The 24,995-nt window shown below is 65.1% G+C and carries 22 protein-coding genes; 11 read left to right on the top strand and 11 right to left on the bottom strand.

Annotation, left to right across the window (positions count from 1 at the left end):
• Positions 1-50: 50 nt before the first annotated feature.
• Together CH249_RS04345 and CH249_RS04340 are read right to left on the bottom strand one after the other, a co-directional pair.
• Positions 51-995 (bottom strand): aldo/keto reductase, encoded by a 945-nt coding sequence (locus CH249_RS04345; RefSeq protein WP_094682503.1) that lies wholly within the window; start codon positions 993-995, stop codon positions 51-53.
• A gap of 51 nt (positions 996-1,046) precedes the next feature.
• Positions 1,047-1,979 (bottom strand): DNA-3-methyladenine glycosylase, encoded by a 933-nt coding sequence (locus CH249_RS04340; protein ID WP_094682504.1) that lies wholly within the window; start codon positions 1,977-1,979, stop codon positions 1,047-1,049.
• Positions 1,980-2,002: 23 nt separating this feature from the next.
• Between CH249_RS04340 and CH249_RS04335 the strand changes: the two genes are divergently transcribed.
• From CH249_RS04335 to CH249_RS04320, 4 genes are all read left to right on the top strand, one after another.
• Positions 2,003-3,349, top strand: a complete 1,347-nt coding sequence (locus tag CH249_RS04335) for an MFS transporter (RefSeq protein WP_256986303.1) — start codon at positions 2,003-2,005, stop codon at positions 3,347-3,349.
• A gap of 102 nt (positions 3,350-3,451) precedes the next feature.
• Positions 3,452-4,021: a ribonuclease H gene (locus CH249_RS04330; protein WP_032396797.1), complete on the top strand. Its 570-nt coding sequence runs from the start codon at positions 3,452-3,454 to the stop codon at positions 4,019-4,021.
• Positions 4,022-4,213: 192 nt separating this feature from the next.
• Positions 4,214-5,617, top strand: coding sequence for a hemolysin family protein (locus CH249_RS04325; protein ID WP_032397285.1), 1,404 nt, complete (start codon positions 4,214-4,216; stop codon positions 5,615-5,617).
• Positions 5,614-6,627 carry a hemolysin family protein gene (locus tag CH249_RS04320; protein ID WP_094682505.1) on the top strand — a complete coding sequence of 338 codons (1,014 nt, stop codon included), beginning with the start codon at positions 5,614-5,616 and terminating at the stop codon, positions 6,625-6,627. The genes CH249_RS04325 and CH249_RS04320 overlap by 4 nt, the downstream gene beginning before the upstream one ends.
• 9 nt (positions 6,628-6,636) lie before the next feature.
• On the opposite strand, the gene CH249_RS04315 is transcribed toward CH249_RS04320, so the two are convergent.
• Positions 6,637-7,521, bottom strand: coding sequence for a pirin family protein (locus tag CH249_RS04315; RefSeq protein ID WP_094629159.1), 885 nt, complete (start codon positions 7,519-7,521; stop codon positions 6,637-6,639).
• A gap of 87 nt (positions 7,522-7,608) precedes the next feature.
• Positions 7,609-7,983 (bottom strand): hypothetical protein, encoded by a 375-nt coding sequence (locus CH249_RS27485; protein ID WP_143544362.1) that lies wholly within the window; start codon positions 7,981-7,983, stop codon positions 7,609-7,611.
• A gap of 537 nt (positions 7,984-8,520) precedes the next feature.
• On the opposite strand from CH249_RS27485, the gene CH249_RS27785 reads away from it, so the two are divergent.
• On the top strand, positions 8,521-9,552 hold the full coding sequence (locus tag CH249_RS27785; protein ID WP_179272823.1) for a GGDEF domain-containing protein: 1,032 nt from the start codon (positions 8,521-8,523) through the stop codon (positions 9,550-9,552).
• 74 nt (positions 9,553-9,626) lie between these two features.
• Here CH249_RS27785 and CH249_RS04305 read toward each other — a convergent pair whose 3' ends face one another.
• Positions 9,627-10,514 (bottom strand): oxidoreductase, encoded by an 888-nt coding sequence (locus CH249_RS04305; RefSeq protein WP_094629161.1) that lies wholly within the window; start codon positions 10,512-10,514, stop codon positions 9,627-9,629.
• A 35-nt stretch (positions 10,515-10,549) separates the two neighbouring features.
• Between CH249_RS04305 and CH249_RS04300 the strand changes: the two genes are divergently transcribed.
• The gene (locus CH249_RS04300) at positions 10,550-10,759 is read left to right on the top strand and encodes a DNA-binding protein (protein WP_094646136.1); all 210 of its coding nucleotides are present in this window, start codon (positions 10,550-10,552) and stop codon (positions 10,757-10,759) included.
• Between the two features lie 3 nt (positions 10,760-10,762).
• Here the strand turns inward: CH249_RS04300 and CH249_RS04295 are convergent, their stop codons facing one another.
• Entirely contained in the window at positions 10,763-11,569 is an 807-nt protein-coding gene (locus tag CH249_RS04295; RefSeq protein ID WP_094682506.1) for a pentapeptide repeat-containing protein, read from the bottom strand.
• A 55-nt stretch (positions 11,570-11,624) separates the two neighbouring features.
• Positions 11,625-12,023 (bottom strand): MmcQ/YjbR family DNA-binding protein, encoded by a 399-nt coding sequence (locus CH249_RS04290; RefSeq protein ID WP_094682507.1) that lies wholly within the window; start codon positions 12,021-12,023, stop codon positions 11,625-11,627.
• Between the two features lie 63 nt (positions 12,024-12,086).
• Between CH249_RS04290 and CH249_RS04285 the strand changes: the two genes are divergently transcribed.
• From CH249_RS04285 to CH249_RS04270, 4 genes are all read left to right on the top strand, one after another.
• The gene (locus CH249_RS04285) at positions 12,087-12,869 is read left to right on the top strand and encodes a putative protein N(5)-glutamine methyltransferase (RefSeq protein WP_094682508.1); all 783 of its coding nucleotides are present in this window, start codon (positions 12,087-12,089) and stop codon (positions 12,867-12,869) included.
• A 65-nt stretch (positions 12,870-12,934) separates the two neighbouring features.
• On the top strand, positions 12,935-13,636 hold the full coding sequence (locus CH249_RS04280) for a type 1 glutamine amidotransferase domain-containing protein (RefSeq protein ID WP_032396787.1): 702 nt from the start codon (positions 12,935-12,937) through the stop codon (positions 13,634-13,636).
• A gap of 109 nt (positions 13,637-13,745) precedes the next feature.
• On the top strand, positions 13,746-16,061 hold the full coding sequence (gene lon / locus CH249_RS04275; RefSeq protein ID WP_094629166.1) for an endopeptidase La: 2,316 nt from the start codon (positions 13,746-13,748) through the stop codon (positions 16,059-16,061).
• Between the two features lie 110 nt (positions 16,062-16,171).
• The gene (locus tag CH249_RS04270; protein WP_032396785.1) at positions 16,172-18,037 is read left to right on the top strand and encodes an ABC transporter ATP-binding protein; all 1,866 of its coding nucleotides are present in this window, start codon (positions 16,172-16,174) and stop codon (positions 18,035-18,037) included.
• A 36-nt stretch (positions 18,038-18,073) separates the two neighbouring features.
• Here CH249_RS04270 and CH249_RS04265 read toward each other — a convergent pair whose 3' ends face one another.
• From CH249_RS04265 to CH249_RS04255, 3 genes are all read right to left on the bottom strand, one after another.
• Positions 18,074-19,069 (bottom strand): iron-siderophore ABC transporter substrate-binding protein, encoded by a 996-nt coding sequence (locus tag CH249_RS04265; protein WP_094682509.1) that lies wholly within the window; start codon positions 19,067-19,069, stop codon positions 18,074-18,076.
• 87 nt (positions 19,070-19,156) lie between these two features.
• Positions 19,157-20,371, bottom strand: a complete 1,215-nt coding sequence (locus CH249_RS04260) for a lipase family protein (protein WP_094629168.1) — start codon at positions 20,369-20,371, stop codon at positions 19,157-19,159.
• Between the two features lie 228 nt (positions 20,372-20,599).
• On the bottom strand, positions 20,600-22,870 hold the full coding sequence (locus CH249_RS04255) for an ATP-dependent DNA ligase (RefSeq protein WP_094682510.1): 2,271 nt from the start codon (positions 22,868-22,870) through the stop codon (positions 20,600-20,602).
• A 60-nt stretch (positions 22,871-22,930) separates the two neighbouring features.
• Here CH249_RS04255 and CH249_RS04250 point away from each other — a divergent pair, with 60 nt between their 5' ends.
• The gene (locus tag CH249_RS04250; protein ID WP_094682511.1) at positions 22,931-23,359 is read left to right on the top strand and encodes an SRPBCC family protein; all 429 of its coding nucleotides are present in this window, start codon (positions 22,931-22,933) and stop codon (positions 23,357-23,359) included.
• Between the two features lie 100 nt (positions 23,360-23,459).
• Here CH249_RS04250 and CH249_RS04245 read toward each other — a convergent pair whose 3' ends face one another.
• Positions 23,460-24,800 carry an HNH endonuclease signature motif containing protein gene (locus CH249_RS04245; RefSeq protein ID WP_094698891.1) on the bottom strand — a complete coding sequence of 447 codons (1,341 nt, stop codon included), beginning with the start codon at positions 24,798-24,800 and terminating at the stop codon, positions 23,460-23,462.
• Positions 24,801-24,995 lie beyond the last annotated feature (195 nt).

The following is a 24,995-nucleotide window of genomic DNA, read 5'->3' as shown; positions in this document are numbered from 1 at the left end:
CAACCGGGGTACTCGTTCTGTTCCCGGTTGCTGACTACAACTTTCGTGTCCTACGCCACGGCGTCGGACAGTACGGTCAGCTTCTCCACTTCCTGGCTGGTCAGAGCCAATGCGGGTGCGTCGAGCAGAGCCGGTAGCTGGGAGATCTTGCTCGCGCTGGCGATCGGGGCGGTGACGCCCGGTCGCGCGAGCAGCCACGCGAGGGCCACGCTCGAAATCTCCGCCGAACGTGATTCGGCGATCTCACGTAGGCCCTGCACCACGTCGAGACCGGCGTCCGAGAAGTACCCCGTGGTCAGACGTTCGCGTTGCTTGCCGGCCAGGTCCTCTCGGGTGCGGTACTTACCGGTGAGGAATCCGGCGGCGAGGGAGAAGTAGGGAAACACGCCGAGATCGTTCTCGACGGCCAGATTCTGCAGTTCGCCTTCGTAGTCACGGCGGGCGACCAGGTTGTAGTGCGGCTGCAGTGCTATCGGTGCCGCGAAACCGTTGTCTCGGGCGAGGTCGAGCCATTCACGCACCCGCGCCGGGGTGTAGTTCGAGATGGCCACGTACCGCACCTTGCCTGCCCGTACCAATGCGTCGAACGCGGCGAGGGACTCGACCAGCGGAGTCTTCTCGTCGTCGTAGTGCGCGTAGTAGACGTCGATTCGGTCGGTCTGCAGCCGAGCCAGCGACGCGTCTGCGGCGGCACGGATGTTCTCCGGGGCCAGTCCGCGGAACTCGGGATGTTGGCTGACCTTGGTGGCGATGACGACATCGTCCCGGTTTCCGCGGGCTCTGGTCCACTTGCCGATGATCGTTTCGGATTCACCGCCGGAGTTGCCGTCGGCGAATGCCGAGTACGAATCCGCGGTGTCGACGAAGTTGCCTCCGCCTGCGGTGAACGCGTCGAGGATCTCGAACGACTCGGCCTCGTCGCTGGTCCAGCCGAACGTGTTCCCGCCGAGTGCGAGCGGAAAGATCTCCAGATCGGAACTACCGATGGCAACCACAGACAAACCCCTTACGTTGGCGAACAACTCGACTGTACGAGCAGTGAAGGCTCAGTGCCACGTGTGATCCACCAGCGCGGTGCGAGGACCGAACTTGGGCTTGGTGGCCTTACCGCTCAGATACAGCAGCCGGATCGCGCGATGTCTGTGCGGTGCCAGGGGCCGGAGATACTCGACCATCTCCGCGTCGTCGATCGGCCTACCCAACAGCGACCAGCCCACCACGGACGCCAGGTGATAGTCGCCCACCGACAATGCGTCGGGATCCCCGAGGGCGCGTTGCGCGGTCTCGGCCGCCGTCCAGACGCCGACGCCCGGGATGGCCCGCAGCCTGCGCGCAGCGTCCTCGGGTGTCATTCCCGTCGCCTCCTCCAGACGACCGGCCGCGCAGGCAACGCGGACGACGGTCTTGGACCGGGCCGGGTCGACGTTGGCGCGGTGGTACTCCCACGACGGGATGCGGCGCCACACGTCGGGTGTCGGGAAGACGAACATCGGCTTCGGCGTCGGACCCGGTGCCTTCTCGCCGAACTTGGTCACCAGGTAACGCCACGACCCGAAGGCCGAAAGTCCGTGTACTCGTTGCTCGATGATCGCCGGGATCAGGGCCTCGAGCACCAGCCCCGTTCTACCCAGTCGCAGGTGCGGCAGCCGCCGGTGGGCTTCCTGGAGAATCGGATGCTCGGGTGCGAACGTGGAGGCATCGTCGTCCACTCCGAGGAGCGCGGGTGCCGCGTCCAACAGGTCGGGTGCACCGGGGCCCCACGCTCGAACCTGGGCACTCGTCGGCGAGGTCTGGGTCAGGCGGTACGTCACCGGACCGGAGCTCATGCGCGACGTGCGCCAGATCCCGCCGTCGGGCGTCGACTCGTACGTGGGATCACCTCGGCCCCGACGCAGCGGCGACACCGACATCCGAACGTCGATCCGCTGTTCGGAGGTGACGAGTCGGACCACCCCATCGGAACCGGCGTCGTCGGGCATCGGTTCTTCACCTCCGAAGGGTCGTGGCCGTGTGGCCCGAATGGGTCCTCGGCGGGGCGTCGATCGGCACGATCGCAGTACCGACGGCAAGATACATAGTGCCCCGCGGAACGCGGGATCACCGCACGGACTCCCTCGCCGCGTCCGGTTCCATCGACACCATCAGGAGGTTCTTCGTGACTCGATCGCGCGCAGCCGCGTTCGTCGGAGTTGCCTACGCGTTCGTCGTGGCGATGATGGGCACGACGATGCCGACGCCGCTCTATGCGCTGTACGAGATCGAGTTCGGCTTCTCCGTCTTCGTCGTCACCCTGGTGTTCGCGGCGTACGCGGTCGGTGTACTCGGTGCCCTGCTGGCCTTCGGCCGCTGGTCCGATTCGCTCGGGCGTCGGCCGATGCTGTTGGCCGCCATCGCTTTCGGACTGGTCAGCGCCGTGGTGTTCGTGTTCGCCGAGTCGTTGACGGCCCTGGTGATCGGGCGCCTGCTGTCCGGAATATCGGCAGGAATCTTCGTGGGCACCGCGACGGTGACCTTGATCGAACTGGTACCGGACAAGTGGCGCGACCGAGCCCCGGCCATCGCCACCGCGGCCAACATCGGCGGACTCGGCCTCGGCCCGTTGGTTGCGGGACTGTTGGCCGAGTACCTTCCCCAACCGCTGCGCCTGACGTTCTTCGTCGATATCGTCCTGCTCGTCGTGGCAGCGGTGGCGGTGTTCCTCGCGCCCGAGACCGTCAGGGTCGCACGCGGTGCCCGGCCGCACATGCAGCGCTTGTCCGTACCGGCGGATGTCCGCGGCACGTTTCTGCGCGCCTCGATCGGTGGCTTCGCCGGGTTCGCGGTACTCGGACTGTTCACCGCGGTCTCACCGGGATTCATCGCCGGCGTGCTGCAGATCGACAACCACGCGGTGACGGGTGCCGTGGTGTTCGCAGTCTTCGCCGCATCGGCGACCGCGCAGATCACCGTGCGCAAGGCCGACCCGACGTCGGCGCAGCGGTGGGGTTGCGTGGTCCTGATGCTCGGATTGGTGTGCCTGGCAGTGTCGTTGCTGGTGGCGTCGCTGACGGTGCTGATCGTTGCGGCTGTGCTGTGCGGAGTGGGGCAGGGTGTGACGTTCAGCAACGGCATGTCGGCCGTCGACGCGGAACTTCCGCCGCACCGTCGAGCAGAAGTGACGTCGACGTTCTTCGTGGTGCTCTACGTCGCCATATCGGTCCCGGTCATCGGCGCGGGAGCTGCGGCGAGCGAGTGGGGACTGGTGGCGGCGGGGGTGCTGTTCTCGGCCGTGATCGCCGTGTTGGCAGGACTGGCGTTCGTGTTGCTCACCGTGGACGGTAGGAAATCGCGGGTCGCTCGCGTGCCCTGATACGCGGGGTCGGTCGTGCCTCGGACCCATCGGGCAAGTCCCGCGGCGTTCGTGCGCGAGTCACCCGGGCTTTGTCGGTGCCCCGACGTAGGGTCTGAGACCGTGATCATCGTGAGTACGGACGGCTCGTGTCTGCGTAACCCCGGCGGAGCAATCGGGTGGGCGTGGGTCAACCACACGGGGCCGAGCAACTCCGGCGGTGAGCCCTCGGGCACCAACCAGGTCGCCGAGCTCAGGGCCCTGCTGGAGGCGGTGCTGGCGCACCCCGGCCCCGAGCCGCTGTTGATCGAATCCGATTCGCAGTACGCCATCAAGTGCGCGTCCGAGTGGCTCGCAGGCTGGAAGCGCAAGGGCTGGAAAACTGCGGGCGGTTCCCCGGTACGCAACCTCGAGCTCGTGCAGAGCATCGAGCGAGCCATCACCGAACGCGAAGGTCCGGTCCGGTTCCGGTGGGTCCGCGGACACGTCGGCAATCACTTCAACGAAGCAGCCGACGCCTTGGCAGGGGAGGCGGCACGCGCCGTGGCCGCAGGCGGTCCGACAGCGCCGGCCAAGAAGGCGACCGACAAATCGACACCGGCCCCGGCGGATGCAGTTCCCTCGTCTCCGGTTCAGGCCCCGGCTGCGCGCGAGACGTCGACGTCCGACGACGCGGTTCCCACTCTGTTCTGATCGCTCGTTCGCCTGGACGTCGGAATCCTCCCCCGGTACTCGGTAGGATCGCGACATTCCACTCATTTCGGGATTGTCCGATACCGGAGGCGTCGAGAGCACTGTGCACTGCATAGATCCCCCTAGGCCGCCCGTGGCCGCTGCTCCATCCGAGGTCACTGCTTCGGCCGTCCGTTTTCGAGTGATCGCATGGTGATCACCGCGCTACTGTCCTTGCTCCTCGGCTTCGTACTCACCGCCGCGATCATCGCGGCCAACGGATACTTCGTGGCTCAGGAGTTCGCCTACATGTCCGTCGACCGGGCGACGCTCCGTACCGGAGCCGAGAAGGGCGACGCGTCGGCCGAGCGGGCACTGAAGGTCACCAAGCGCACCTCGTTCATGCTGTCGGGCGCGCAGCTGGGCATCACGGTCACCGGTCTGATGGTCGGCTACGTGGCCGAGCCGTTCATCGGCGAATCGCTGGGCGAGCTGCTGAGCAGCGCCGGAGTTCCCATCGCGGTGGGAATTTCGATCGGCACGGTGGGCGCTCTCGTGCTCGCGACCGTCGTGCAGATGATCTTCGGCGAGCTCTATCCGAAGAATCTCGCGATTGCGAACCCCGATCCGCTGTCCCGACGCCTCGCCCGGTCGACGCTGATCTACCTGGCCGCGTTCGGTTGGCTGATCACCTTCTTCGACAAGTCCTCCAACGCGATGCTGCGTCTGCTGCGCGTCGAACCGGTCCACGACGTGGACAGCAGTGCCACCGCCAAGGATCTCGAGAGCATCATCGACGATTCCCGGGCCAGCGGAGATCTCACCGAGGATCTGTCGTTGCTGCTCGACCGCATCCTGGACTTTCCGGAACGCGACGTCGAGCACGCCATGATCCCGCGTAGTCGGGTGGACGCAGTCACCCCCGCCACCGCCATCGGCGAGATGCGGGCGCGGATGGTGCGTGCGCACACGCGCTACCCGGTGATCGGCGACCGTGACGAGCCGATCGGTGTGGTGCAGCTGGCCGAGGTGTTGGCCGCTGCCCCCGACGACAGCCGTTCGGTCACCGAGATCATGCGAGCACCGCTGATCGTGCCGGAGCTGATGCCGCTCGAGGATGCCTTGGAGCTGTTGTCGAGCACGAAGAACGAATTGGCATGCGTGATCGATGAATACGGCGGATTCGCCGGTGTGCTGACCATCGAGGATCTCGCCGAGGAGCTGGTCGGCGAGATCACCGACGAGCACGACGAGGACATCGTCGGCGTGGAGGTTCGGAAAGACGGAGTGTGGCTCATGGACGGCGACGTCCACGTCGACGAGGTCGAACGCACCATCGGTCGCGACATGCTGTTGCCGCGAGGCGATTACGAGACACTTGCCGGCCTGCTCATCGCAGAGGGCGGAAATCTGCCCGAGGTCGGAGACACGGTGCGGATCGACCTCGCGGTGTTCGGGGCCGACCTCATGGAAGAGGTGCCGCCGCGTCCGTCGTTGGAGGTGGAGGTGCTCGAGGTCGATCGGCACGTGCCGAGTGAGCTGAGAATCAGACTCCACGAGAATTCACCGGACGGCAGCGAGGATTCGCAGGAGTCGGACGAGGAGACGGACCGATGAACGCATGGGTCGTCGTCGCCGTGACGGTCGCGCTCATCGCGCTGAGTGCGTTCTTCGTCGTCATCGAGTTCGCTCTGCTCGGCGCCCGAAGGCACCGACTGGAGGAGAAAGCCGGAACGAGCCGATCGGTGCGGGCGGCGCTGCGCGGAATGAACGAGTTGACGATCATGTTGGCGGGCGCGCAGCTCGGCATCACTGCCTGCACCTTCGCTCTCGGTGCCGTCACCAAGCCCGCCGTCGATTCCTGGCTGGGGCCGATGTTCACCTCGTGGGGTGTGCCGGGTTGGTTGGCCGGAACCGCCGCGTTCGCGCTGTCGCTGTTGCTCGTCACGTTCCTGCATCTGGTGATCGGTGAGATGGCCCCCAAGTCCTGGGCCATCGCGCATCCCGAACTCGCTGCCACCATCATCGGGCTACCGTCTCGGGCGTTCATCCGCCCCTTCCGGCTGTTCCTGGTGTGGGTCAACAAGATTGCCAACAAGCTCGTCGAGCGGTCGGGAGTGGAGCCGGTGGAGAGCGCCGCGGTCGGCGGACGCGACGCCGAGACGATCCGCAATCTCGTCGAGTACTCGTCGCAGGTCGGTGTGCTGGAACCGGAACTGCAAACTCAGATCACCCGGGTGATCGAACTCGAGACACTGACCGTCGAGACGATCACGGTGCCCGACTCCGAGGCGACCTCGGTGCCGCACGGTGCCACCGTCTCCGATGTGCAGGCGGCCGCGCTCCGTTCCGGTCACCTTCGGGTACTGCTCACCGACAGCTCCGGCGCGACGCCCGGCGTCGTCCACGTGAGAGACACGTTGCTGGCCGACGTCGGGGAGCCGGCGGCCGACTACGCGCGGGAGGCCTACACGGTCGACGGATCGACACCGGTGTACGAGTTGCTACGGCAGATGCGCAACCGCAGCGTTCAGCTCGCGGTCGTAGAGACCGGTGGACGGTTCCTCGGCATCGTCACGCTCACCGACGTCATCAAGCGGGTACTACCCACGGCTCCTGCTGCATAGCAATGTGATTCAGCCGCGAGGTTGCATCCGGCTGTTGGGCAGAGGTGGCGCGTGCAGTCGAGATCCCGGATACCCCTCGACGGTGCCGAACTGCTCGCTCTCGCGCTCGTAGGCGGCCCGGTACTCGACGACGTCCTCGTGGCTGCGGCCGACGAAGTTCCACCACATGACGATCTGCTCGCCGAACGGCGGTCCACCGAGCAGCAGCAGTCGCACCGGCTCTCGGGTCGGGTTGTGCAGATCGAGCGTCGAACTGCCCGGTTCGCGGTAACCCAATTCGGCTGCTGCAAGGACGGTCTCGTCCATCGTCACGGTGCCCTGATCGACGATGACGCCGTGCTCGAACGTCGAGTCGACGTCGAGGGTGACGCGGGCTCCGGCGTCGAGCACGAGCTCGGCTCCGAGGAGCGGGGTGAACGTCGCCACCGGTGAGGTCTCACCGAGCAGCGAGCCGAGGAACACTCGTGCGGTCAGCCCCTGGCTCGTGTGGGTCGGTGGCACGTGGTGCTCGAAAGTCGGCGCGGTGAAGCGCGATCGAGCCGGCAGGGCAACCCACAGCTGCATGCCGTGCAGAATCTCGGTCTCCGGGGTGGAGGTCTCGGAGTGACTGATGCCGTAGCCGGCCGTCATCAGATTCAGCTCACCCGGCCGCACCATGGCATGTGATCCGACGCTGTCGCGGTGTTCGATCTCGCCGGAGAACAACCAGCTCACGGTCTGGAGTCCGGTGTGTGGATGGGGTGGCACGTCCATCGACGAGGTGTCGGGGCCGTAGTGGTCCGCGAAGCACCACGCGCCGATCAGTGAACGCTGCCGCTGCGGGAGCGTGCGCCGAACCTTCAGGGCGCGCGGGCCGCCGAGAGGAACCTCGCGTGGGGTGAGAATTTCGATCACGTCTGCTCCTGATGGCACGAAAGTCTTGGTGCTCGAATCGACTACGTGGAACAACCCGAATGCGACGAGGGCTGTTCCCGGTCCGGACTAACCGACGAGGGACGCGGTTCCGCTGAGCAGCCGCACGTCGTACGACTCGGCCGCACCGTGCACCTCGGTCGATCCACCGTGGACCGTGTAGAGCACCGCGTAGGAGGTGAAGGTGACGGGTTGGTTGTCGTCGGAGTCGACGGCCACGCGTGGCAATACGACAAGCAGGTGGGTCCGGTTACCGTCCGAAAGATTGTCGACGACGGTGCGAATCTCGAAACCCAGGTCCGATCGGGTGACGTCGGTGGACTCGAACGTCTGTCCGCTCAGAACGAGCTGCGCCGCCCAGACGCCTGCGGATCGATGGGCATCGACGGTCCCGGTGATGTCGTCGCCGGTGAAGTCGTAGTGATTCGCTGCGGTGAAAGGCATGGTCACAGGCTATTCCTCGGGTCGTGGAAAAACTTCGAAAAAATTCCTCATCCGGCACCCATCCACCTCGAGAGGGGCTGCGAATGCTCAATGAGACACCCGCTACTGCTGTCGCCCCCGACCGCCGTCAGTAGTGGGTGTCTCCCTTTTTGTGTGTGGGAAGACGTCCACATCGTGATGGATGCCCTCGGCTCGACCCGATCCGCCGCCCGAGACCGGATCGGAAGATTTCCGGCGAGTCGAACCGGTGATCGGTACGCTTTCGGACCTGGGCAGGTCGTTTCTCGAGGGAGCCTCATGTACGAAGACTTTCGATCGCCCGCATCGCGGCACGGCGAGCGATCGAATGCGTCGGTACAACCACGTTCGACGCGGGCGCACGGGCAGGCGCGTAGTCGCCACCGCAAACGGTCGAGCACGCCCTCGCCGCCGAGGTCGATCTCGAGTATCACCGCTCCGCCGCTCGGACCTCAGCCCAGTGCGGCTCAGGTTCTTCGCCACTGGTTCGCTGCCCCGCACGATTTCGACTGGATTTTCGTGCACAAGTCGACTCGTCCGCTGCACCGACTGATCCGAGTCGTGTTCGCGAGCTGTGTGGCTCTGTACGCCGCCGTGTCGATGTTGATGCTGGCCTCACCGAACGGGCCGACCGGATCGGGTCCGGTTGCCTACGTGATCTTCATCCTGGTTCTGCAGTTCGCCGCGATCCTGTGGTTGCTGGTCGGGCCGCTACCGGACCGCAAGTGGCAGCTGGTGGCTTTCCTGGTATTCGGCGACGTCGGTCTTGCGTCGGTGATTCTTCTCGATGTCCCCACGTCGGCGCTGATCGGCACGTTCCTCTTCGCGCTGACCGGGTCGATGTGCACCTTCTTCCTCGGTCCGAGACTGCTCGTCGCGCACCTGGTGTTCGCCAATCTGGTGATCGTCTACATCGGGGCGGCCGCATATGTGCAGGGCTTGTGGGGTCCGTGGGATGCGATCGCCGCCGTGCTGGTGGCCGCAGGGGCGACGTCGGGTGTCCCGATCTTCGCCCAGATCGCCTGGTCGTTGGTGTGCGAGGATGCGCGGCAGTCCGAGATCGATCCGCTGACCCGAATGAAGAACAGACGCGGATTGCAGAATGCCATCGAAGATCTGCGCATGGTCGCCCACCGCGAGCAGTTGGCTTTCGTTCTCGTTCTGGTCGATATCGATCGGTTCAAGAGCGTCAACGACCGCTATGGACACGACCAGGGCGATGCCGTCATCGTCCTCGTTGCCGACCGACTCCGCGCCCACCTCGGGAAGGTGGGGGTGGTGGCGAGAACCGGGGGCGAGGAGTTCGTGGCCGTCCTCGTCGGCGAGGCAGAACAATTGTGTGACCTGGTGCTCGACGTGAGCGGCACGCTGACGGACTGCTCGGATCCGATACCGGTCACGGTCAGTGCCGGCGCTGTCGTGATCGCTCCTGATTCGGAGGCATGGTCATCAGGGGTCGATGTGGTCAACGACGCGACGCGCGCGGCGGACTCTCTCATGTACCGAGCGAAAGCGGACGGTGGAAATCGGACGATGCTCGAGACGATGTAGAGCTCAATTCGCTCGTACTGTCATGAGCGAGCGCGGACTTCCTCTGCCCGCGCCCGCCCGGTGACGGTTCCCCGTCAGAACGGGTAGCCGACTCCCGTCAATTTCTCGCTGGCGTCCCACAGCTTCGCGGCAAGAGCCGGGTCCTGTGCGGTCTTGGTCATGCTCGCCGGGCCCGGCTTGCCGCGCGTCTCGAACAGGGATTTGGGGCCGCTGTACGTGCCGCCACCCGCAACGTCGACGGCGTAGAGCGTGGGACGTGCTCCGGCACTGGCGGATTGCGAGAAGATCTTCAGTCCGATCGGAGCGAGGGTGGACAGGATCTTGTTGCTGCCCAGCCCGTCGGGGCTCGAGTACAGCTCGGTGGCCGAGATTCCGGGGTGCGCGGCATTGCTGGTGATCTTCAGTCCGGCCTTGTCGATCCGGCGCTGGAGTTCCAGAGCGAACAGGATGTTCGCAAGCTTGGAATTGGCGTATCCACGCTGAGGGTTGTACCCACGCTCGAGCTGAAGATTGTCGAAATCGAGCTTGGGTCCCTGCCGGTGTGCGACGGATGCGATCGTGGTGATCTTCGCGTCCGCAGCGAGCTTGGGGAACAGCAGGCCAGTCAAGGCGAAGTGGCCTAGGTGATTGGTGCCGAGCTGGAGCTCGAAGCCGTCCGCCGTCTCGGTCCGCATTGACGGCATCATCACGCCCGCATTGTTGATCAGCACGTCGATCGACTCCGGTGCCGACGCGGCGTATTCACGCACCGAGGCCAGGTCCGCGAGGTTCAGGGTGGCGGTGTCGACGGTTCCGCGGGGTGCCTCCGCCGAAATTTTGGCCGCGGCGGCATCGGCCTTGTCCTTGTTGCGGCACGCGAGCGTTACGTGGTCGCCGCGCTTCGCCAACTCCAGGGCGGTGTAGTAGCCGATACCGGTGTTCGCACCGGTGATGACAACGCGTCTCTGCTTGTTTTCGGGCACGCCGCCAGGTTACCGGTCTGTTTTAGACTTTGCCCGTGAGCAGAGCAGAAGCCGACGAACGTCCGGACTTTCCGAAGGGCACCGGAAATCCTGCGTCTCGGGCATTCCGCGCGGCGGGATACATGTGCCTGGACGATCTTGCGGGGGTGCCCGCGGCCGAGCTGAAGAAACTGCACGGTGTCGGTCCCAAGGCGTTGACGGTCGTCCAAGCGGCGTTGGAGCAGACCGGTCGCTCGCTCGGCTGAAGTTCAGGCCCAATGACTGGGACGGGCCAAGGATTCGGGTAGCCGTGTTGCTCGGTCACCACGTGCCGCGCCGATCTGGAACTGCGTGGCATAGATGCTGCCGAGCATGTCCGTGCCGCGGAGGTCGGCACCCCGGAGATCCGCGCCGATCATGTCGGCCAGACGCAGGTCCGCCCTGCGCAGGTCGGCCCCGATGAGATACGTACCGCGCAGGCTCGCTCCGCGCAGGTCCGCGCCGGCAAGCTGTGCGCCGATCAGGTCGCGGCCGCGGTAGTTCTTCTTCTTGCCCTTCACTTCGGTTCGAACCAGATCGCTTGCCTCGATCAGCAACTCGTTGATTCGCGAACGCAGCCCGGAGACGTCGACCGACAGTAGAACCTCGGGAGCCGACTCGGTCAGCGCCTCCAGTTCGTCGTACTCGTGGCCGATCCGATTGTGCAGCGGCGCAGTCGAATCCCGGTCACGCACATCCGCGAGGTACCACAGCAGTTCGTGCAGATGACGCATGATCGGGAACACCGCGAACATCTCCGACGAGTTCGACGGTTGCTGCCGCCAGTTGCGTCCGGCGAACGTGGACTGCGATACCTTCTGGCCCGCACCGAAGCAGTCGTACACCGCGCACCCGGGAAAGCCTTTCTCCCGCAACGTCGAATGAATGCCGCACCGCGAGTCCCCGAGGAGGTTCCGGCACGGCTCGCCGGCGGCCTTGTCGACAGCGAAGTCCGACGACTTCGCGAAGGGCAGAGCGACGCAACAGAGTCCGAAACAACTGCCGCAATCGGCCAGCAAGTTCTCGGGCGCGCGCATGCGGCCACTCTGTCCCCCGACGCGAGGCAGCGTCAAGCGAGTTTGTTCGCGGCAGTCACTCCGGTCGATTCAGCAGTGCGATGAGCTTCTTCGGGGCGCGATCGCAGTAACTCTCGGTGATCAGTTCGCCGAGTTCGGTCCGGTCCACGGACTCGTCGAGCGGCATTCCGATGATCTGCGGACCCCATCCGGGCTTGAAGAACCCGGCACGGGCGGACAGTGCGTCGAGTTCGATTCCGCTGGAGCGAAAGATCAGCACGTGAGCCGGACCGTCGGTGCCGGCGGCTGCGGCGGATGCAGGCGGGGCGCCGTCGAGGATCTCGAGAACGTGGGCGAAGGTGCGCCCGCGAACTCGCCAGCGTGTCCCGACCCATGCCTGCTCCTCGTAGGTCTCGGGCAGGGCCAAGCACATCCGTCGGACAGCGGCTTCCCAGTTCGTCCTGTCGTGCGACATACCGGACTACAGTATTTCAGCGGGCGGGCAGGCGGGCGAAAAGCACTCCGGAAGGCACGGTCGATGTCGGAACTCGAGTACGGCGAGGTGGTGTCCTCGCTGCGCAGAGCCGGATGCGTGTTCGCCGACGAGGAAGCCGACATTCTCGTCGAGTCCGCGTCGACCCCGGCGGAGCTGACCGCAATGCTCGCACGCCGCGTCGCCGGCGAACCGCTCGAGCATGTCGTCGGCTGGGTCGCGTTCTGTGGTCGACGCATCGCCGTCGAACCGGGCGTGTTCGTACCTCGCCGGCGAACCAAATTTCTCGTCGAATGTGCTGCAGCGCTGCATCCTTCGGTGTTACTGGACCTGTGCTGTGGATCCGGGGCGATAGGCCTGTCGGTCGACGGTGTCACCGAGTTGCATGCTGCCGATGTCGACGCGGTGGCGGTTCGGTGTGCATCGCGCAATGTCGCCGCAGGCGTGGGCACGGCACCGGTCGGTCACGTACATCGCGGCGACCTGTACGACGCCCTGCCGCCGGAGATGCGCGGCAGATTCGACGCGATCGTCGTCAACGCGCCCTACGTTCCGACGGCCGACATCGGGCTGATGCCACGAGAGGCGCGCATCCACGAGCCGCACATCGCGCTCGACGGTGGTTCGGACGGTGCCGGGATTCATCGTCGGGTCGCGGTCGGTGCGCCGCAGTGGCTGGCTCCCGGCGGCTACCTCCTCATCGAAACCAGTGCAGCACTGGCACATTCGACGCTACGAGCTGTAGTCGACGCCGGCTTCACCGGTCGCATCGACGAATCCGAGGCACTCGATGCCGTCGTGGTGATCGGTTCGACTCCGAGTCGGTGAGGGTTTCGATCGGGCTCCCGCGTGGCATGCAGGACCAGATACCGACGACGAGAGGTTGTTCGACCATGACAACATTGCTGTTCGCAGTCACCGCTGCCGACCACTGGACCCTGAACGACGGAAGCAAGCACCCCACCGGGTACTGGGCCGAGGAGCTCGTCGAGTCCCATCGCACGTTCGTCGACGCAGGCTGGGATATCACGGTCGCGACGCCGGGCGGTAAGGCTCCGGTCGTCGACGAAGGCAGCTTGGCCGTCGATGCCAACGGCGGCGACGAGGAGAAGGTGGCGGATCAGAAGAGCTACCTCGCCTCCATCGAGTCGATCCTGTCCTCGCCCGCAAAGCTGGAGGAGCAGAAGGCGTCCGACTTCGACGTCGTCTTCGTGCCCGGTGGTCACGGGCCGATGGAGGACCTCGCCGTCTCCGAGAGCTTCGGGGCACTGGTGATCGACTTCCTCGACTCGAACAAGGTGGTCTCCGCGGTGTGCCACGCGCCTGCCGCCCTGCTCCCCGCCGTCCGCAGCGACGGAACCTGGGCGTTCGACGGGTACGAGCTCACCGGATTCACCGACGAAGAGGAGACCCAAGCAGGTCTCGCCGACAAGGCCCCGTGGTTGCTCGAGTCCCGGTTGCGCGAGAACGGCGCGAAGTTCGACTCCACCGACGCGTGGGCACCGAAGGTCGTCGTCGACCGGAACCTGTACACCGGTCAGAACCCGGCGTCGACGCGCCCCCTCGCGGAGAAGCTGGTCAGCGCGCTGAAGTAACCGGTGCGGGGCGGTCGGCGTTCTGCCCACGGAGAACAAGGAACATCGGCGGGAACATCACTACTGCTTTCGAAGTTGAGCCTCTATAGCTCAATCCTTTGGAGGAGAAGTGACCGAAACCGTTCGTGTCCCCGTACTGTTCCTGACCGACCCGATCGTCCTGCCCGGCATGGTGGTGCCCGTAGAACTCGACGAGGCAGCGCGTGCCGCCGTCGACGCCGCAAAGGCGAGCAACGACGGCACGCTGCTCGTCGCGCCGCGTCTCGAGGACCGCTACGCCGCATACGGAGTCCTCGCCACGATCGTGCAGATGGGACGCCTCGCAGACGGCCGCCCGGCCGCTGTCATCAAGGCCACGCGCCGCGCGCACATCGGCCACGGAGTCAGCGGACCCGGTGCCGCCCTGTGGGTCGAGGCCGAGACCGTTGCAGATGTGCCCCCGAGTGACGACCTCAAAGCCCTGGCGGCCGAGTACAAGCAACTCGTCGTTGCGATGCTGCAGCGCCGAGATGCGTGGCAGGTGATCGACTCGGTCAACAAACTCACCGACCCGGGCGCGATCGCCGACACGGCCGGCTACGCGTCGTACCTCACCGACGTGCAGAAACGGGACCTTCTCGAAACCCCGGACGTGGCAACGCGTCTGACCTCACTCATCGAGTGGACCAAGGCTCATCTCGCCGAAGTCGAGGTCAACGACAAGATCTCCGGTGACGTCCGCGAGGGCATGGAGAAGACTCAGAAGGAGTTCCTGCTCCGGCAGCAGTTGGCGGCCATCCGCAAGGAACTCGGCGAGGACGAGCCCGACGGTGCCGACGACTACCGCGGCCGCGTCGAGGCAGCGGATCTACCCGAGAAGGTGCGCGAACAGGCGCTGCGCGAGGTCGGCAAACTCGAGCGGGCCAGCGATCAGAGCCCCGAGTCGGGCTGGATCCGCACCTGGCTCGATACCGTGCTGGATCTGCCGTGGAACAACACCACGACCGACAACAACGACATCGATTCGGCGCGTGCGGTTCTCGATGCCGACCACCACGGACTCGACGACGTGAAGGATCGTATCGTCGAATACCTGGCCGTCCGGGCCCGTCGCTCCGAGCGTGGACTGCAGTCGGTCGGTGGGCGTGGGTCCGGTGCCGTCATGGTGCTCGCAGGTCCGCCCGGAGTCGGCAAGACCTCACTGGGTGAGTCGGTCGCACGTGCACTCGGTCGGAAGTTCGTACGTGTCGCTCTCGGCGGCGTCCGCGACGAGGCCGAGATCCGCGGGCACCGTCGTACTTACGTCGGCGCGCTGCCGGGCCGGATCGTGCGGGCCATCGGCGAGGCGGGATCGATGAATCCGGTTGTCCTGCTGGACGAGATCGACAAGGTCGGCTCGGACTATCGCGGCGACCCCAGTGCTGCGTTGCTCGAGGTGCTGGACCCGGCTCAGAATCACACGTTCCGTGATCACTATCTCGATCTGGACCTCGACCTGTCCGACGTGGTCTTTCTCGCTACCGCCAATGTGATCGACCAGATTCCCGGGCCGTTGCTCGACCGTATGGAATTGGTGACCATCGACGGCTACACCGAGGACGACAAGGTCGTCATCGCCCGGAACTACCTGCTTCCCCGTCAGATGGACAGGGCGGCAATCACATCCGAGGAGGTGACGGTCACCGACGCCGCGCTGCGCAAGATCGCGGCCGACTACACCCGTGAGCCGGGTGTGCGGCAACTCGAGCGATTGCTGGCCAAGGCGCTTCGCAAGGTGGCGACGAAGCTGGTGGGCACCACCGGTGTCCTGAAGATCGACGAGCCGGACCTGGTGCCGTACCTCGGTCGCCCGCGGTTCACACCCGAGGCGCACGAGCGCACCGAAGTACCAGGAGTGGCAACGGGTCTCGCGGTCACCGGACTCGGCGGAGATGTGCTGTTCATCGAGGCCGCGGCGACCGAAGGCGACTCCCGGCTCGAGCTCACCGGCCAGCTCGGTGACGTGATGAAGGAGTCCGCACAGATCGCTCTGTCCTACGTGCGCTCGCACGCAGCGCAATTCGGCGTCACGCAGGAATCTCTGGATCGGAGAATTCACGTGCACGTTCCGGCGGGCGCGGTGCCGAAGGACGGTCCTTCGGCCGGTGTGACGATGGTGACCGCCCTGGTGTCGATGGCCACCGGGCGTCCGGTGCGCTCGGATGTCGGCATGACCGGTGAGGTCACGTTGAACGGTCGGGTGCTGCCGATCGGCGGGGTGAAGCAGAAGTTGCTGGCTGCGCAGCGTGCGGGACTGAAGACCGTGTTCATTCCGGCGCGCAACGAGCCGGATCTGGACGACGTACCCGCAGAGGTGTTGGAGGCGTTGGATGTTCGTCCGATGACCGACGTCGCGGATATTCTCGCGCTCGCACTGGAGCCGGCGACGGCAACTGCTGCGGCATAGCGCCGCGGTGATCGTCGTGGGAGGGGCAGGTGGCTCGGCCGCCTGCCCCTCCCGTCGGTCTCGGGTGCCGCGCTTGACCTCGAGTCGTGTCGAGGTTCTACGTTGGTGGGATGAGCATGGAGATGACCGCCTGGAATCAGATGTATCGCACGATGAACAGGCCCGACACCCAGTCGTCGTTCTCGAAGGAGACGGCCCGCAGGATCCTGACGTTCGCGGCACCGCATCGCCGCGCACTCGGCGGGTTTCTGGTGCTCAGCGTGGCTCTGGCCGTTCTCGCGGTGGCCACACCGGTCTTGGCGGGGCGGGTGGTCAATGCGATCGTCGACGGGCGAGAGCTACGCGTGGTGGTACTGCTTGCATCGGCGATCGCAGGGATTGCTCTGGTGGACGCTGTGGTCGGTCTGATCAACCGATGGCTCTCGGCGAACATCGGCGAGAGCCTGATCCTGGATCTGCGGACGGCCGTGTTCGACCACGTGCAACGGATGCCGATCGCATTCTTCACGCGAACCCGCACCGGTGCGTTGGTGAGTCGACTCAACAACGACGTGATCGGAGCGCAGCGCGCATTCAGCACCACCCTGTCCGGTGTCGTCAGCAATCTCGTGACCCTGGTACTGACGTTGGTGGTCATGATCGGAATCTCCTGGCAGATCACCCTTCTCGCACTGGTTCTGCTGCCGGTGTTCGTACTTCCTGCGCGCCGGATGGGTCGACGCCTCGCGCGGCTGCAACGGGAAGCGGCAGCGCACAATTCGGCGATGAGTACGCAGATGACCGAGCGTTTCTCGGCACCGGGAGCAACCCTGGTGAAGTTGTTCGGGCATCCCGAACAGGAATCGGTCGAGTTCGCGGTCCGGGCGGCCAGGGTGCGCGATATCGGAGTGCGCAGTGCCATGGTGCAGACGGTGTTCGTCACCGCGCTGACACTGGTCTCGGCACTGGCGCTCGCCGTGGTGTACGGATTGGGCGGCTTCTACGCCCTCCGTGGGACTCTGGACCCGGGTTCGGTTGTGGCACTGTCACTTCTGTTGGCCCGGCTGTACTCACCCCTGACCGCGCTGGCCAGCGCCCGCGTGGAGGTCATGAGCGCGTTGGTGAGCTTCGAGCGAGTATTCGAGGTCCTCGACCTCGTTCCGTTGATAGCCGACAAGCCCGACGCGACAGCGCTACCGCCCGGGCCGGTGGCCGTCGAACTCGATGATGTCAGGTTCGCGTACCCGTCCGCGGACAAAGTATCGCTCGCCTCGCTCGAGGAGGTCGCCACCTTGGATTCGCGCGGGGGAGAGGAGGTTCTGCACGGTGTGTCGTTCCGAGCCGAACCCGGCCAGATGGTTGCGCTGGTCGGCACATCCGGTGCAGGCAAGTCCACGATCGCGCAGTTGATCGCACGGCTCTACGACGTCGACGGCGGTTCGGTCCGGCTCGGCGGCGTCGATGTGCGGGACCTGACGGCCGAATCCGTCCGCGGCACAGTGGGAATGGTGACCCAGGACGGGCACCTGTTCCACGAGAGCATTCGGTCGAATCTGTTGCTACCGCGTCCCGACGCCACCGACGACGAACTGTGGGATGCGCTCTCGAGGGCGCGGCTCGCGGACCTCGTGCGCTCCCTGCCCGACGGTCTGGACACCGTCGTCGGCGAGCGCGGGTATCGACTCTCCGGTGGTGAGCGTCAGCGCCTGACGATCGCGCGGTTGCTGATCGCACAGCCGCGAGTGGTCATCCTCGACGAGGCAACGGCATCGTTGGACTCGACGTCGGAGGCCGCGGTGCAGGCCGCGTTGGCCGAGGCGCTGGAAGGCAAGACGTCGGTTGTCATCGCGCACCGGCTGTCGACCATCCGAGCTGCGGACGTGATCCTGGTGATCGAGGACGGAAGAGTCGCCGAGCGCGGCACCCACGACGAGCTCCTCGCAGCAGGAGGCCGCTACGAGGAGCTGCATCGGACGCAATTCGCGCAGGCGGAGTGAGCCTGCGAAGCCGGGATCGGAGCCTGCGGAGTGACCCTACGGAACCGGGTCCGGGACCACGGTTGCTGGGTCGTCGTCGGTTGCGGCGGCGAGCATCGGGGTGAATCCGTCGATCGCGTAGTCCAGCGAGAGTGGGCTCGAGTATCCGAGGGCCGAGGGTAGGTCCGTACTGAAGGAGCCGATGTAGGCGGTGCGGTCCTGCCGGACGACGTCGAGGGCGGCGAGCAGAGGGTTGGCCTGCAGCTGCTCGCGGCTCTGGCCGGCGATGACGAGGACGTCGGTGTCGAGTCGATCGAGGTTCTCCGCACTGATGGTCTCGGAGGCGTCGGGAATCTCGAAGCCGAGGTCGGTGAAGAACAGGGCGCGGATGTCGTCCTTGCCGAGAAGCAGGTAGCTGCCGTCGTCCATGACGAACGCGAGAGACAGTGACTTGCCGGTGAATTGGGGGTTCGCGGCTTCGGTGTCGGCGAACTTCTGCTCCAGCTCGGCCGTTCGATCCTGGGCTTCCTGCGACTTGCCGAGGGCTTCGCCGACCACGGCGAACTCCTGCTGCCAGGTTGCGGCGGGTACGTCGTCGTAGCCGCCGATGTCGGCGATCGTGGGGGCCATCCCGGACAGGGTGTCGTACTGGCCCTGGTCGATGAAGGAGTACGGGCCGAGGATCAGGTCGGGTGCTTGCGCCGCGATCTGCTCCAGCTCGAGGTCGGTACTGCCGACTTCGGGAATCTCGGTTCCGCCCAGGGCTGCTCGAGCCCACGGGCGCTGTCGGTAGTCGTAGCTCAGGTTGCCGCGTGTCGCGACGGGCTTGACGCCCAGCGCGAGTGCGAAGTCCTGCTCGTTGAAGCCGATCGTCACGACACGGGTGGGTTCGGCGTCGATGACGGTCTCACCGAAACGGTGCTCGATGGTGACGGGGAAGCCGGCGGCGCTACCGGGGCCACCGGATGCGTCGGTGTCGGCATCGGACGAACAGCCCGCTGCCAGAGCCAGGACGGACGCACCGGCGGCCACGAGCTGGACGGTCTTCTTCATGTGATCTCCTCGCAACTGAAGTTAGCGAGGTTAGCCTAACCGACCCACCGATGCGTCGATCATGTGCGAGGGGGTCGGGCGGCGCGATCAGCAGTTGGTCGTGGCCGGCACTCCCGCGAATCGCTGGTCGATCCACTCGAGGGCCTGTGGCAGGCCGAGTACGGCAGCGGTCAGGTGATCGTTGCTGGGCACCTTCACCTCGGTCACGAGCACTCCGGCGCGGCAGTATCGGGCGATCGTGTTGTCGATGGCGCTGACCGGGATCAACGCATCGGTGGGGCTGTGCCACTCGAAGTACGGTGCCTTCGGTACTCCGGGATACAGCTCGACGCTGTTGTCGTTGACGGCGGCGATCGCTTCCGGACTGTTGATGAGGTCCAGCGTGCCTGCGACCTCCATGGCGCTCTTACCCGCGCCCGCGGCGATGATGTCGTTGGTGCACCCGTTCTGGATCTTGTTCTCGATCTCCTTGCCGAGCGGGTTGAGCTGAGAGCTGATCGGGATGCGGGTGGGGTACTCGCGTTCGATACCGAGCGCGGCAGCGAACGCCAGACCGAACATGGGGTGCGGGGCGAAACCGAGATCGCGGGCCATCCGCTCGAGGTTCATCGGAGCGCCACCGTTCGCGCTGCCGACGATGTTCAGCTCGGGCGCGTAGTCGTTCTGAAGCGCGGCTGCCCATGCCGTGGCCATTCCGCCGCCGGAGTAGCCGGCCAACGCAACGGGGCTCTGCTGAACCTGGATGGGATCGAAGCGCTGAGTGGCGCGAATGCTGTCGAGCACGATCTGCCCGCCGAGCTTGGCGGCACCGTAGGCGCTGTTGGGTCCGAGGTGATCGGCGATGACGACCGTCCACCCGCGCTGCAGTACTGCGTTCAGAGCGGGCGCCTCACGAATCATCAAATTGGGATCGTTGGTCCAGAGCGCTTGTGAAGGTGCACATTCGAGACCGAGTGCATTGATGATGTGTTGGTAAGAAAGTAAAGGGCCGTTCGGTGCTTTGTTTTGTGGAACCAAGACGGTATTGATTGCGGCGATGGGATCGCCGGCCGAATTGGTGGAGCGGAATTTCAACTGCCACACGTCCACGCCGAAGAATCCGGGCGGCGGTGGCATCGGGCGGCTGGAGATCACGTCGCCCGGAGCGAGCGCATCGAGATCGGCTGGCGGTGCGTAGAAGCCGTCGGCGATCGGCGTCGGGTACAGCGGCGTAGCAGCAGCTTGACCTGCGCCGACGAGTGACGAACACAGAACTGCAACCGCCGTCATGCTGACAGCGCCTGCCAACTTGAGAACCCGCATGTGGTAAACCCCTCCGTGCCTGAACCGAAGCGACGAGCGCTGCGGCGATCTGGCAAGCCCCCGTAGAGCCGGCCCGCAAACCGTTATAGCTGATGATGCTCGAGTTGTTACGCTCCCCCCGGAAACGATGGGCGCAACGGTACGCATCGGCTCATTTTATGGCAACCGAACGTTACCTATCCTGGTTTTTCCGACCGGGTCCAAGTTTTTCACCCGAGGCATTTCTCGTCATTCCCGATGCACTGCCTTCGGTTCCTTGTCCGGGCGGAGACCGCGCCAGCTCGGATGCCGCAGATGGCCGGATTCCGTGGCCTCGTAGTACCGCACCTCGCCGACGAGCACCGGCTCGACCCACACCGCTCCGTTCCGATCGGCCGCGGGCAGCACCGAGGAGAAGGGACTGTCCGACGCCTCGAGTGGCGCGAGGAGGGCAGCGAGCGTATCGAGCGCACGGTCGTCGAACCCGGTTCCGACGCGCCCTACGTATCGCAATCCGTCCCCGTCGGGAATGCCCATCAGGAGTGAGCCGAACCCACCGGAACGACGACCCTGCCCCCGACGCCACCCGCCGATCACGATCTCCTGAGTCCGCCAGTTCTTGTGCTTGATCCAGGTGTGGGCGCGCTTGCCGGGTTGATAGACGGAGTCGGTTCGTTTGGCGACGACGCCTTCCCAGCCTCGTTCTCTGCTTTCGGCGATGGCGTCCGCAGCGGTCCCCGTCAGCCGCGGTGGCACCAGCACCGAGTCGAGTCCTGTGGTCAGTAGTTCGAGCAACCGTCGTCGATCCGAGTATTTCTTGCGCAGCAGTGACGTGCCGTCGAGGTGAAGCAGATCGAACGCGATGAATCGGATCTGGTCACGGGTGGCGTTCTGCAGTTTCTCGAAGCTACTGACCCCGTCGTCGTCGAATACCACGACTTCTCCGTCGACGATGGCGTCGTGCTCGGCCAGGTCATCTGCGAAAGATTGGAGTGCGCCGAACTTTTCGGTGTAGTCGTTACCGCTTCGCGTGCGCAGCGTCATCGAACCGTGCGTCAGTTCTGCAATGATGCGGAACCCGTCCCACTTGCCCTCGAACGACCACTCGTCGTCCGGAAGATCGAGGATGTCGCCCGCGGTGGCGAGCATCGGCGAGATGTTCTTCGGCTCGGGCTTGTCGGGTGCGTCCTTCATCAGATGCATGAGCCACTGATTGCCCTTGGTGTGGATCAGGGCGAAGCGCCCGGTCGCCTTCTTTCCGTGCAGAACGACGATGACCTCGTCCTCTCGCCATTTCTCGAGTTCGTAGGTTCCGCTGTCCCAGATCGAGACGTCGCCACCGCCGTACTCGCCCTTGGGTATCCGACCGGAGAACGACGCGTATTCGAGTGGGTGGTCCTCGGTGTGTACCGCCAGCCGGTTCTGCTTCGGGTCCACCGGGATGTTCTTCGGGACGGCCCACGAGACCAGGACGCCGTCGTGCTCGAGTCGGAAGTCGTAGTGCAGCCGTCGGGCATGGTGTTCCTGGATCACGAACGTGTCGTTGTTGCCCTGGGGTTCGGTGGCGGTCGGTATCGGTTCGGGGGTCTTGTCGGCGCTACGCATGCTGCGGTACTTGACGAGTTTGTCCGTGGCAGAACTACTTTCGGGTGCCGAGTCGACGGTGGGGTCCAGCTCTGCGAGAAGATCGCCGAGGTCCTGGAATCGCTCGAGGACCTCTTCGAATCGAAGCTGTTGCAGCCCCGATGCTTCCAGCTCGTCCCAGGTGCGTGGTGCCGCGACCGTGGGGAGCGCTCGTCCACGGAGAGAGTACGGGGCGACCGTGGTCTTCTTGCCGTTGTTCTGGCTCCAGTCCACGAATACCCTCCCGGTTCGCTTCGCCTTTGCCATCGTGGCCGTGACCCGGTCCGGCGAGCGCTCTTCGAGCAGCGTGGCAACACGCTTGGCGACCGTGGACGCGCCGGAGGTCGACAGCGGTTTTTCGAGCGGCACGTACAGGTGGATTCCCTTGCTGCCGCTGGTGACCGGATATGCGGTCATCCCGATATCGCCGATCAGATCCCTTATCTCGCAGGCTACTTCGGCGCATCGCGCGAGATCCACGTCGTCGCCGGGATCGAGGTCGAAGACCATGCGGGTGGCCGGTCCGGCTTCGGTGCCGTCGAACCGCCACTGCGGCACGTGCGCTTCGATGGCCGCTTGTTGACCGAGCCAGGCCAGATCGGCTGCAGTGGAGAACAATGGGTAGGTGACGACGCGGTCGGAATGCTGCATCGAACGCCGATCGAGCCAGTCGGGTGCGGAGGCGGCAAGGTTCTTCTCGAAGAACGACGACTGGTCCACGCCGTTGGGCCAACGCTTACGGGTCACCGCTCGGCCCACGAGGTGAGGAAGCATCGCAGGCGCGATGGCAACGTAGTACTCGATGATGTTGCCCTTGGTGGTCCCTGTTTCGGGGAACAGCACTTTGTCGAGGTTGGTGACGGAGACCTTGCGACCATCGATCTCGAGGGTGGCCATCGTCTCAGGTTAACGGCCGCCGTCTGAAGATGCGGGGGAGTTGTGACAGGCTCTTTTCTTATGGCGACGATCAGTGTCTCAGTACAGATGCCCGAGAATCCGCAGGGTGCGTGGGACAAAGCTTCCGCACTCGATCGGTTCGACGAGTGGATGACCATCCACGGTGGATGGTGCAGCCCACCGCCCAAGAAGGTCGGCAAGGGCACCGAAGTGGAGTCGCTGGTGAAGGTGAAGGGCTTCAAGAACACGATCAACTGGACCTTCACGGAGTACGACGAGCCCAAGCTGATCGAGATGTCCGGCCGAGGTAAGGGTGGAGTGCGAATCTCGCTGACGGTCCATGTACGTGAGGCCGAGGGTGGATCGGAGCTGACGCTCGATGGGAAGTTCGGCGGGGGTGTGCTGTTCGGTCCGGTGGGATCGGTGGTGGCGCGAGCACTCGATACCGATGTGAAGAAATCCGTTGCGAACCTGGCGGCGCTGAGCTGACGGATCTTCGTCGAACTAGCTGCACGACAGTCTCTTCCAGCCCCGCACCGTGTTCTCGGTGCGGGGCTGGGGTCGTCTGTGGGCTTGTGTGGTGCGCGGGTCAGGCGATGTGGGGGCCTGCTCGGGCGTGGGATGGTCGGGGTTGTCGGTACGGGTCGACGGTGGCCGGTGGCACGAACCACGGGTGGCCGTCGGTGCCGATGAACACTTCCCAATCGGAGTGGTGGAGGAGTCGGTGGTGGAATCCGCACAGGAGGACGAGGTTGTTCATGTCGGTGGGGCCACCATCGGCCCAGTGCCGGATGTGATGCGCTTCTGTCCAGGCGGCGGGTTTGCCGCAGCCGGGGAAAGCACAGGTGTGGTCTCTCGCGATGAGGGCTTTGCGTTGTTTGGCGGTGACGGTGCGTGCGGTGCGGGCAAGGTTGATCGGGGAACCCGTCTCGTCCATGACGATGGCGGTGAGCAGGCAGTCGCAGGCGAGTTGCCGGGAGGTGTTGCGCGACAGTGGTCCCATCCAGGGGAGCCACCCGACGGTAGTGCCGTCACCGAACAGGTCCCGGTACGCGCCACGATCTGCGGTAACTGGATCTGTGTCGGATTCGTCTGCAGCGCGGGTGTTCTCGTCGTCGGCGATGTCGTCTGCGTCGGCACTGTCGGCACTGTCGCGGAGGTCGGTGAGATCGCGCAGGCTGATGTGCAGGTTCAGGTGCGGTCTCTCACCGCCTTCGGTGGGGCGGTTACTCGAGGCGAGGTATTGGTCGAGGATGTGTCCGAAGGCGTCGGCGCGGCGCTTGGCGGGGCTGCGGTCGTCTCCGGTTTTGGGTGTCTCGGTGCCGTCGGGGTCGGGGCGGGGTTCGGTCAGCGGTGAGAGTGCGGTGAGGAGTTTTTCTCCGGTGATCGCATCGAAGTCGCCCTTGAGTACGAGCCGCCCGTTGAGGGTTCTGGAGGCGAAGAGTTCGTTGCGGTCGGTGTCGTCGGCGGGTGGTGTCTTGCCGCCGTAGGTGTCGTGGAGTTTGGTGATCGCTTCGCGGATGCGGCCGGTGCGGGCACCAGGCCCGGTCGCAGCGGTGATCATCGCTTTCCGCGCGATGTCCTGGCCTTTTTGCGGCAGATTCTTCGGTGGGGTTTCGGCGAAGGTGAGGATCAACGCGGCGTGATCGACGGACATGACTCCTGCGTTCACGGCGTCGGCGATGTCGGGGAAGTTCTTCAGTCCGCGGGCGAGGGCGACGATCTTGGTGGCCTTGGACGGTGAGAGCAGGGTGGTGGAGGTCAGCCAGCCTGCGGGTCCGGGGAAGCCGAGCTTCTCCCGGCTCACGCGGGTGTCGATCTCGGCGACGAGAGCGATCCGCCTGGCCTCCAACAACTGAATCTGGTGGGAGACCGCGGCGGCGTCGGCGAGGAGTTCTGCCTCGCTCAGTTGCCAGATCGCTGTGGTCATGTCGTGAAGTGTATCGAACGTGCGTTCGACTGACAACGATGATTGAATCGAAAACTGTTGTCCTGCTTAACTATTCGCTTATCCGGACTTGTCGGTACCCCGTGATAAGGCCGAGCATCGAGGGACTCCGAGTCCGCAACCCGGATCCCAGCGCTTCACGGTTGGAAGTTCTCCGGAGCGGCCTACGTATTCACG

The sequence above is a fragment of the Rhodococcus sp. 05-2255-3B1 genome (genome assembly GCF_002258545.1).
GTDB lineage: Bacteria > Actinomycetota > Actinomycetes > Mycobacteriales > Mycobacteriaceae > Rhodococcoides.
This window is presented reverse-complemented; position numbering and strand designations above follow the sequence as displayed.

Bases quoted from the DNA above. Each gene is read 5' to 3' on its own strand.
- CH249_RS04340 (WP_094682504.1), bottom strand. From the start codon at position 1,979: ATGCCCGACGACGCCGGTTCCGATGGGGTGGTCCGACTCGTCACCTCC.
- CH249_RS04320 (WP_094682505.1), top strand. From the start codon at position 5,614: ATGAACGCATGGGTCGTCGTCGCCGTGACGGTCGCGCTCATCGCGCTG.
- CH249_RS27485 (WP_143544362.1), bottom strand. From the start codon at position 7,983: ATGCCTTTCACCGCAGCGAATCACTACGACTTCACCGGCGACGACATC.
- CH249_RS04295 (WP_094682506.1), bottom strand. From the start codon at position 11,569: ATGCGCGCGCCCGAGAACTTGCTGGCCGATTGCGGCAGTTGTTTCGGA.
- CH249_RS04290 (WP_094682507.1), bottom strand. From the start codon at position 12,023: ATGTCGCACGACAGGACGAACTGGGAAGCCGCTGTCCGACGGATGTGC.
- CH249_RS04285 (WP_094682508.1), top strand. From the start codon at position 12,087: ATGTCGGAACTCGAGTACGGCGAGGTGGTGTCCTCGCTGCGCAGAGCC.
- CH249_RS04280 (WP_032396787.1), top strand. From the start codon at position 12,935: ATGACAACATTGCTGTTCGCAGTCACCGCTGCCGACCACTGGACCCTG.
- CH249_RS04270 (WP_032396785.1), top strand. From the start codon at position 16,172: ATGAGCATGGAGATGACCGCCTGGAATCAGATGTATCGCACGATGAAC.
- CH249_RS04265 (WP_094682509.1), bottom strand. From the start codon at position 19,069: ATGAAGAAGACCGTCCAGCTCGTGGCCGCCGGTGCGTCCGTCCTGGCT.
- CH249_RS04260 (WP_094629168.1), bottom strand. From the start codon at position 20,371: ATGCGGGTTCTCAAGTTGGCAGGCGCTGTCAGCATGACGGCGGTTGCA.
- CH249_RS04255 (WP_094682510.1), bottom strand. From the start codon at position 22,870: ATGGCCACCCTCGAGATCGATGGTCGCAAGGTCTCCGTCACCAACCTC.
- CH249_RS04250 (WP_094682511.1), top strand. From the start codon at position 22,931: ATGGCGACGATCAGTGTCTCAGTACAGATGCCCGAGAATCCGCAGGGT.
- CH249_RS04245 (WP_094698891.1), bottom strand. From the start codon at position 24,800: ATGACCACAGCGATCTGGCAACTGAGCGAGGCAGAACTCCTCGCCGAC.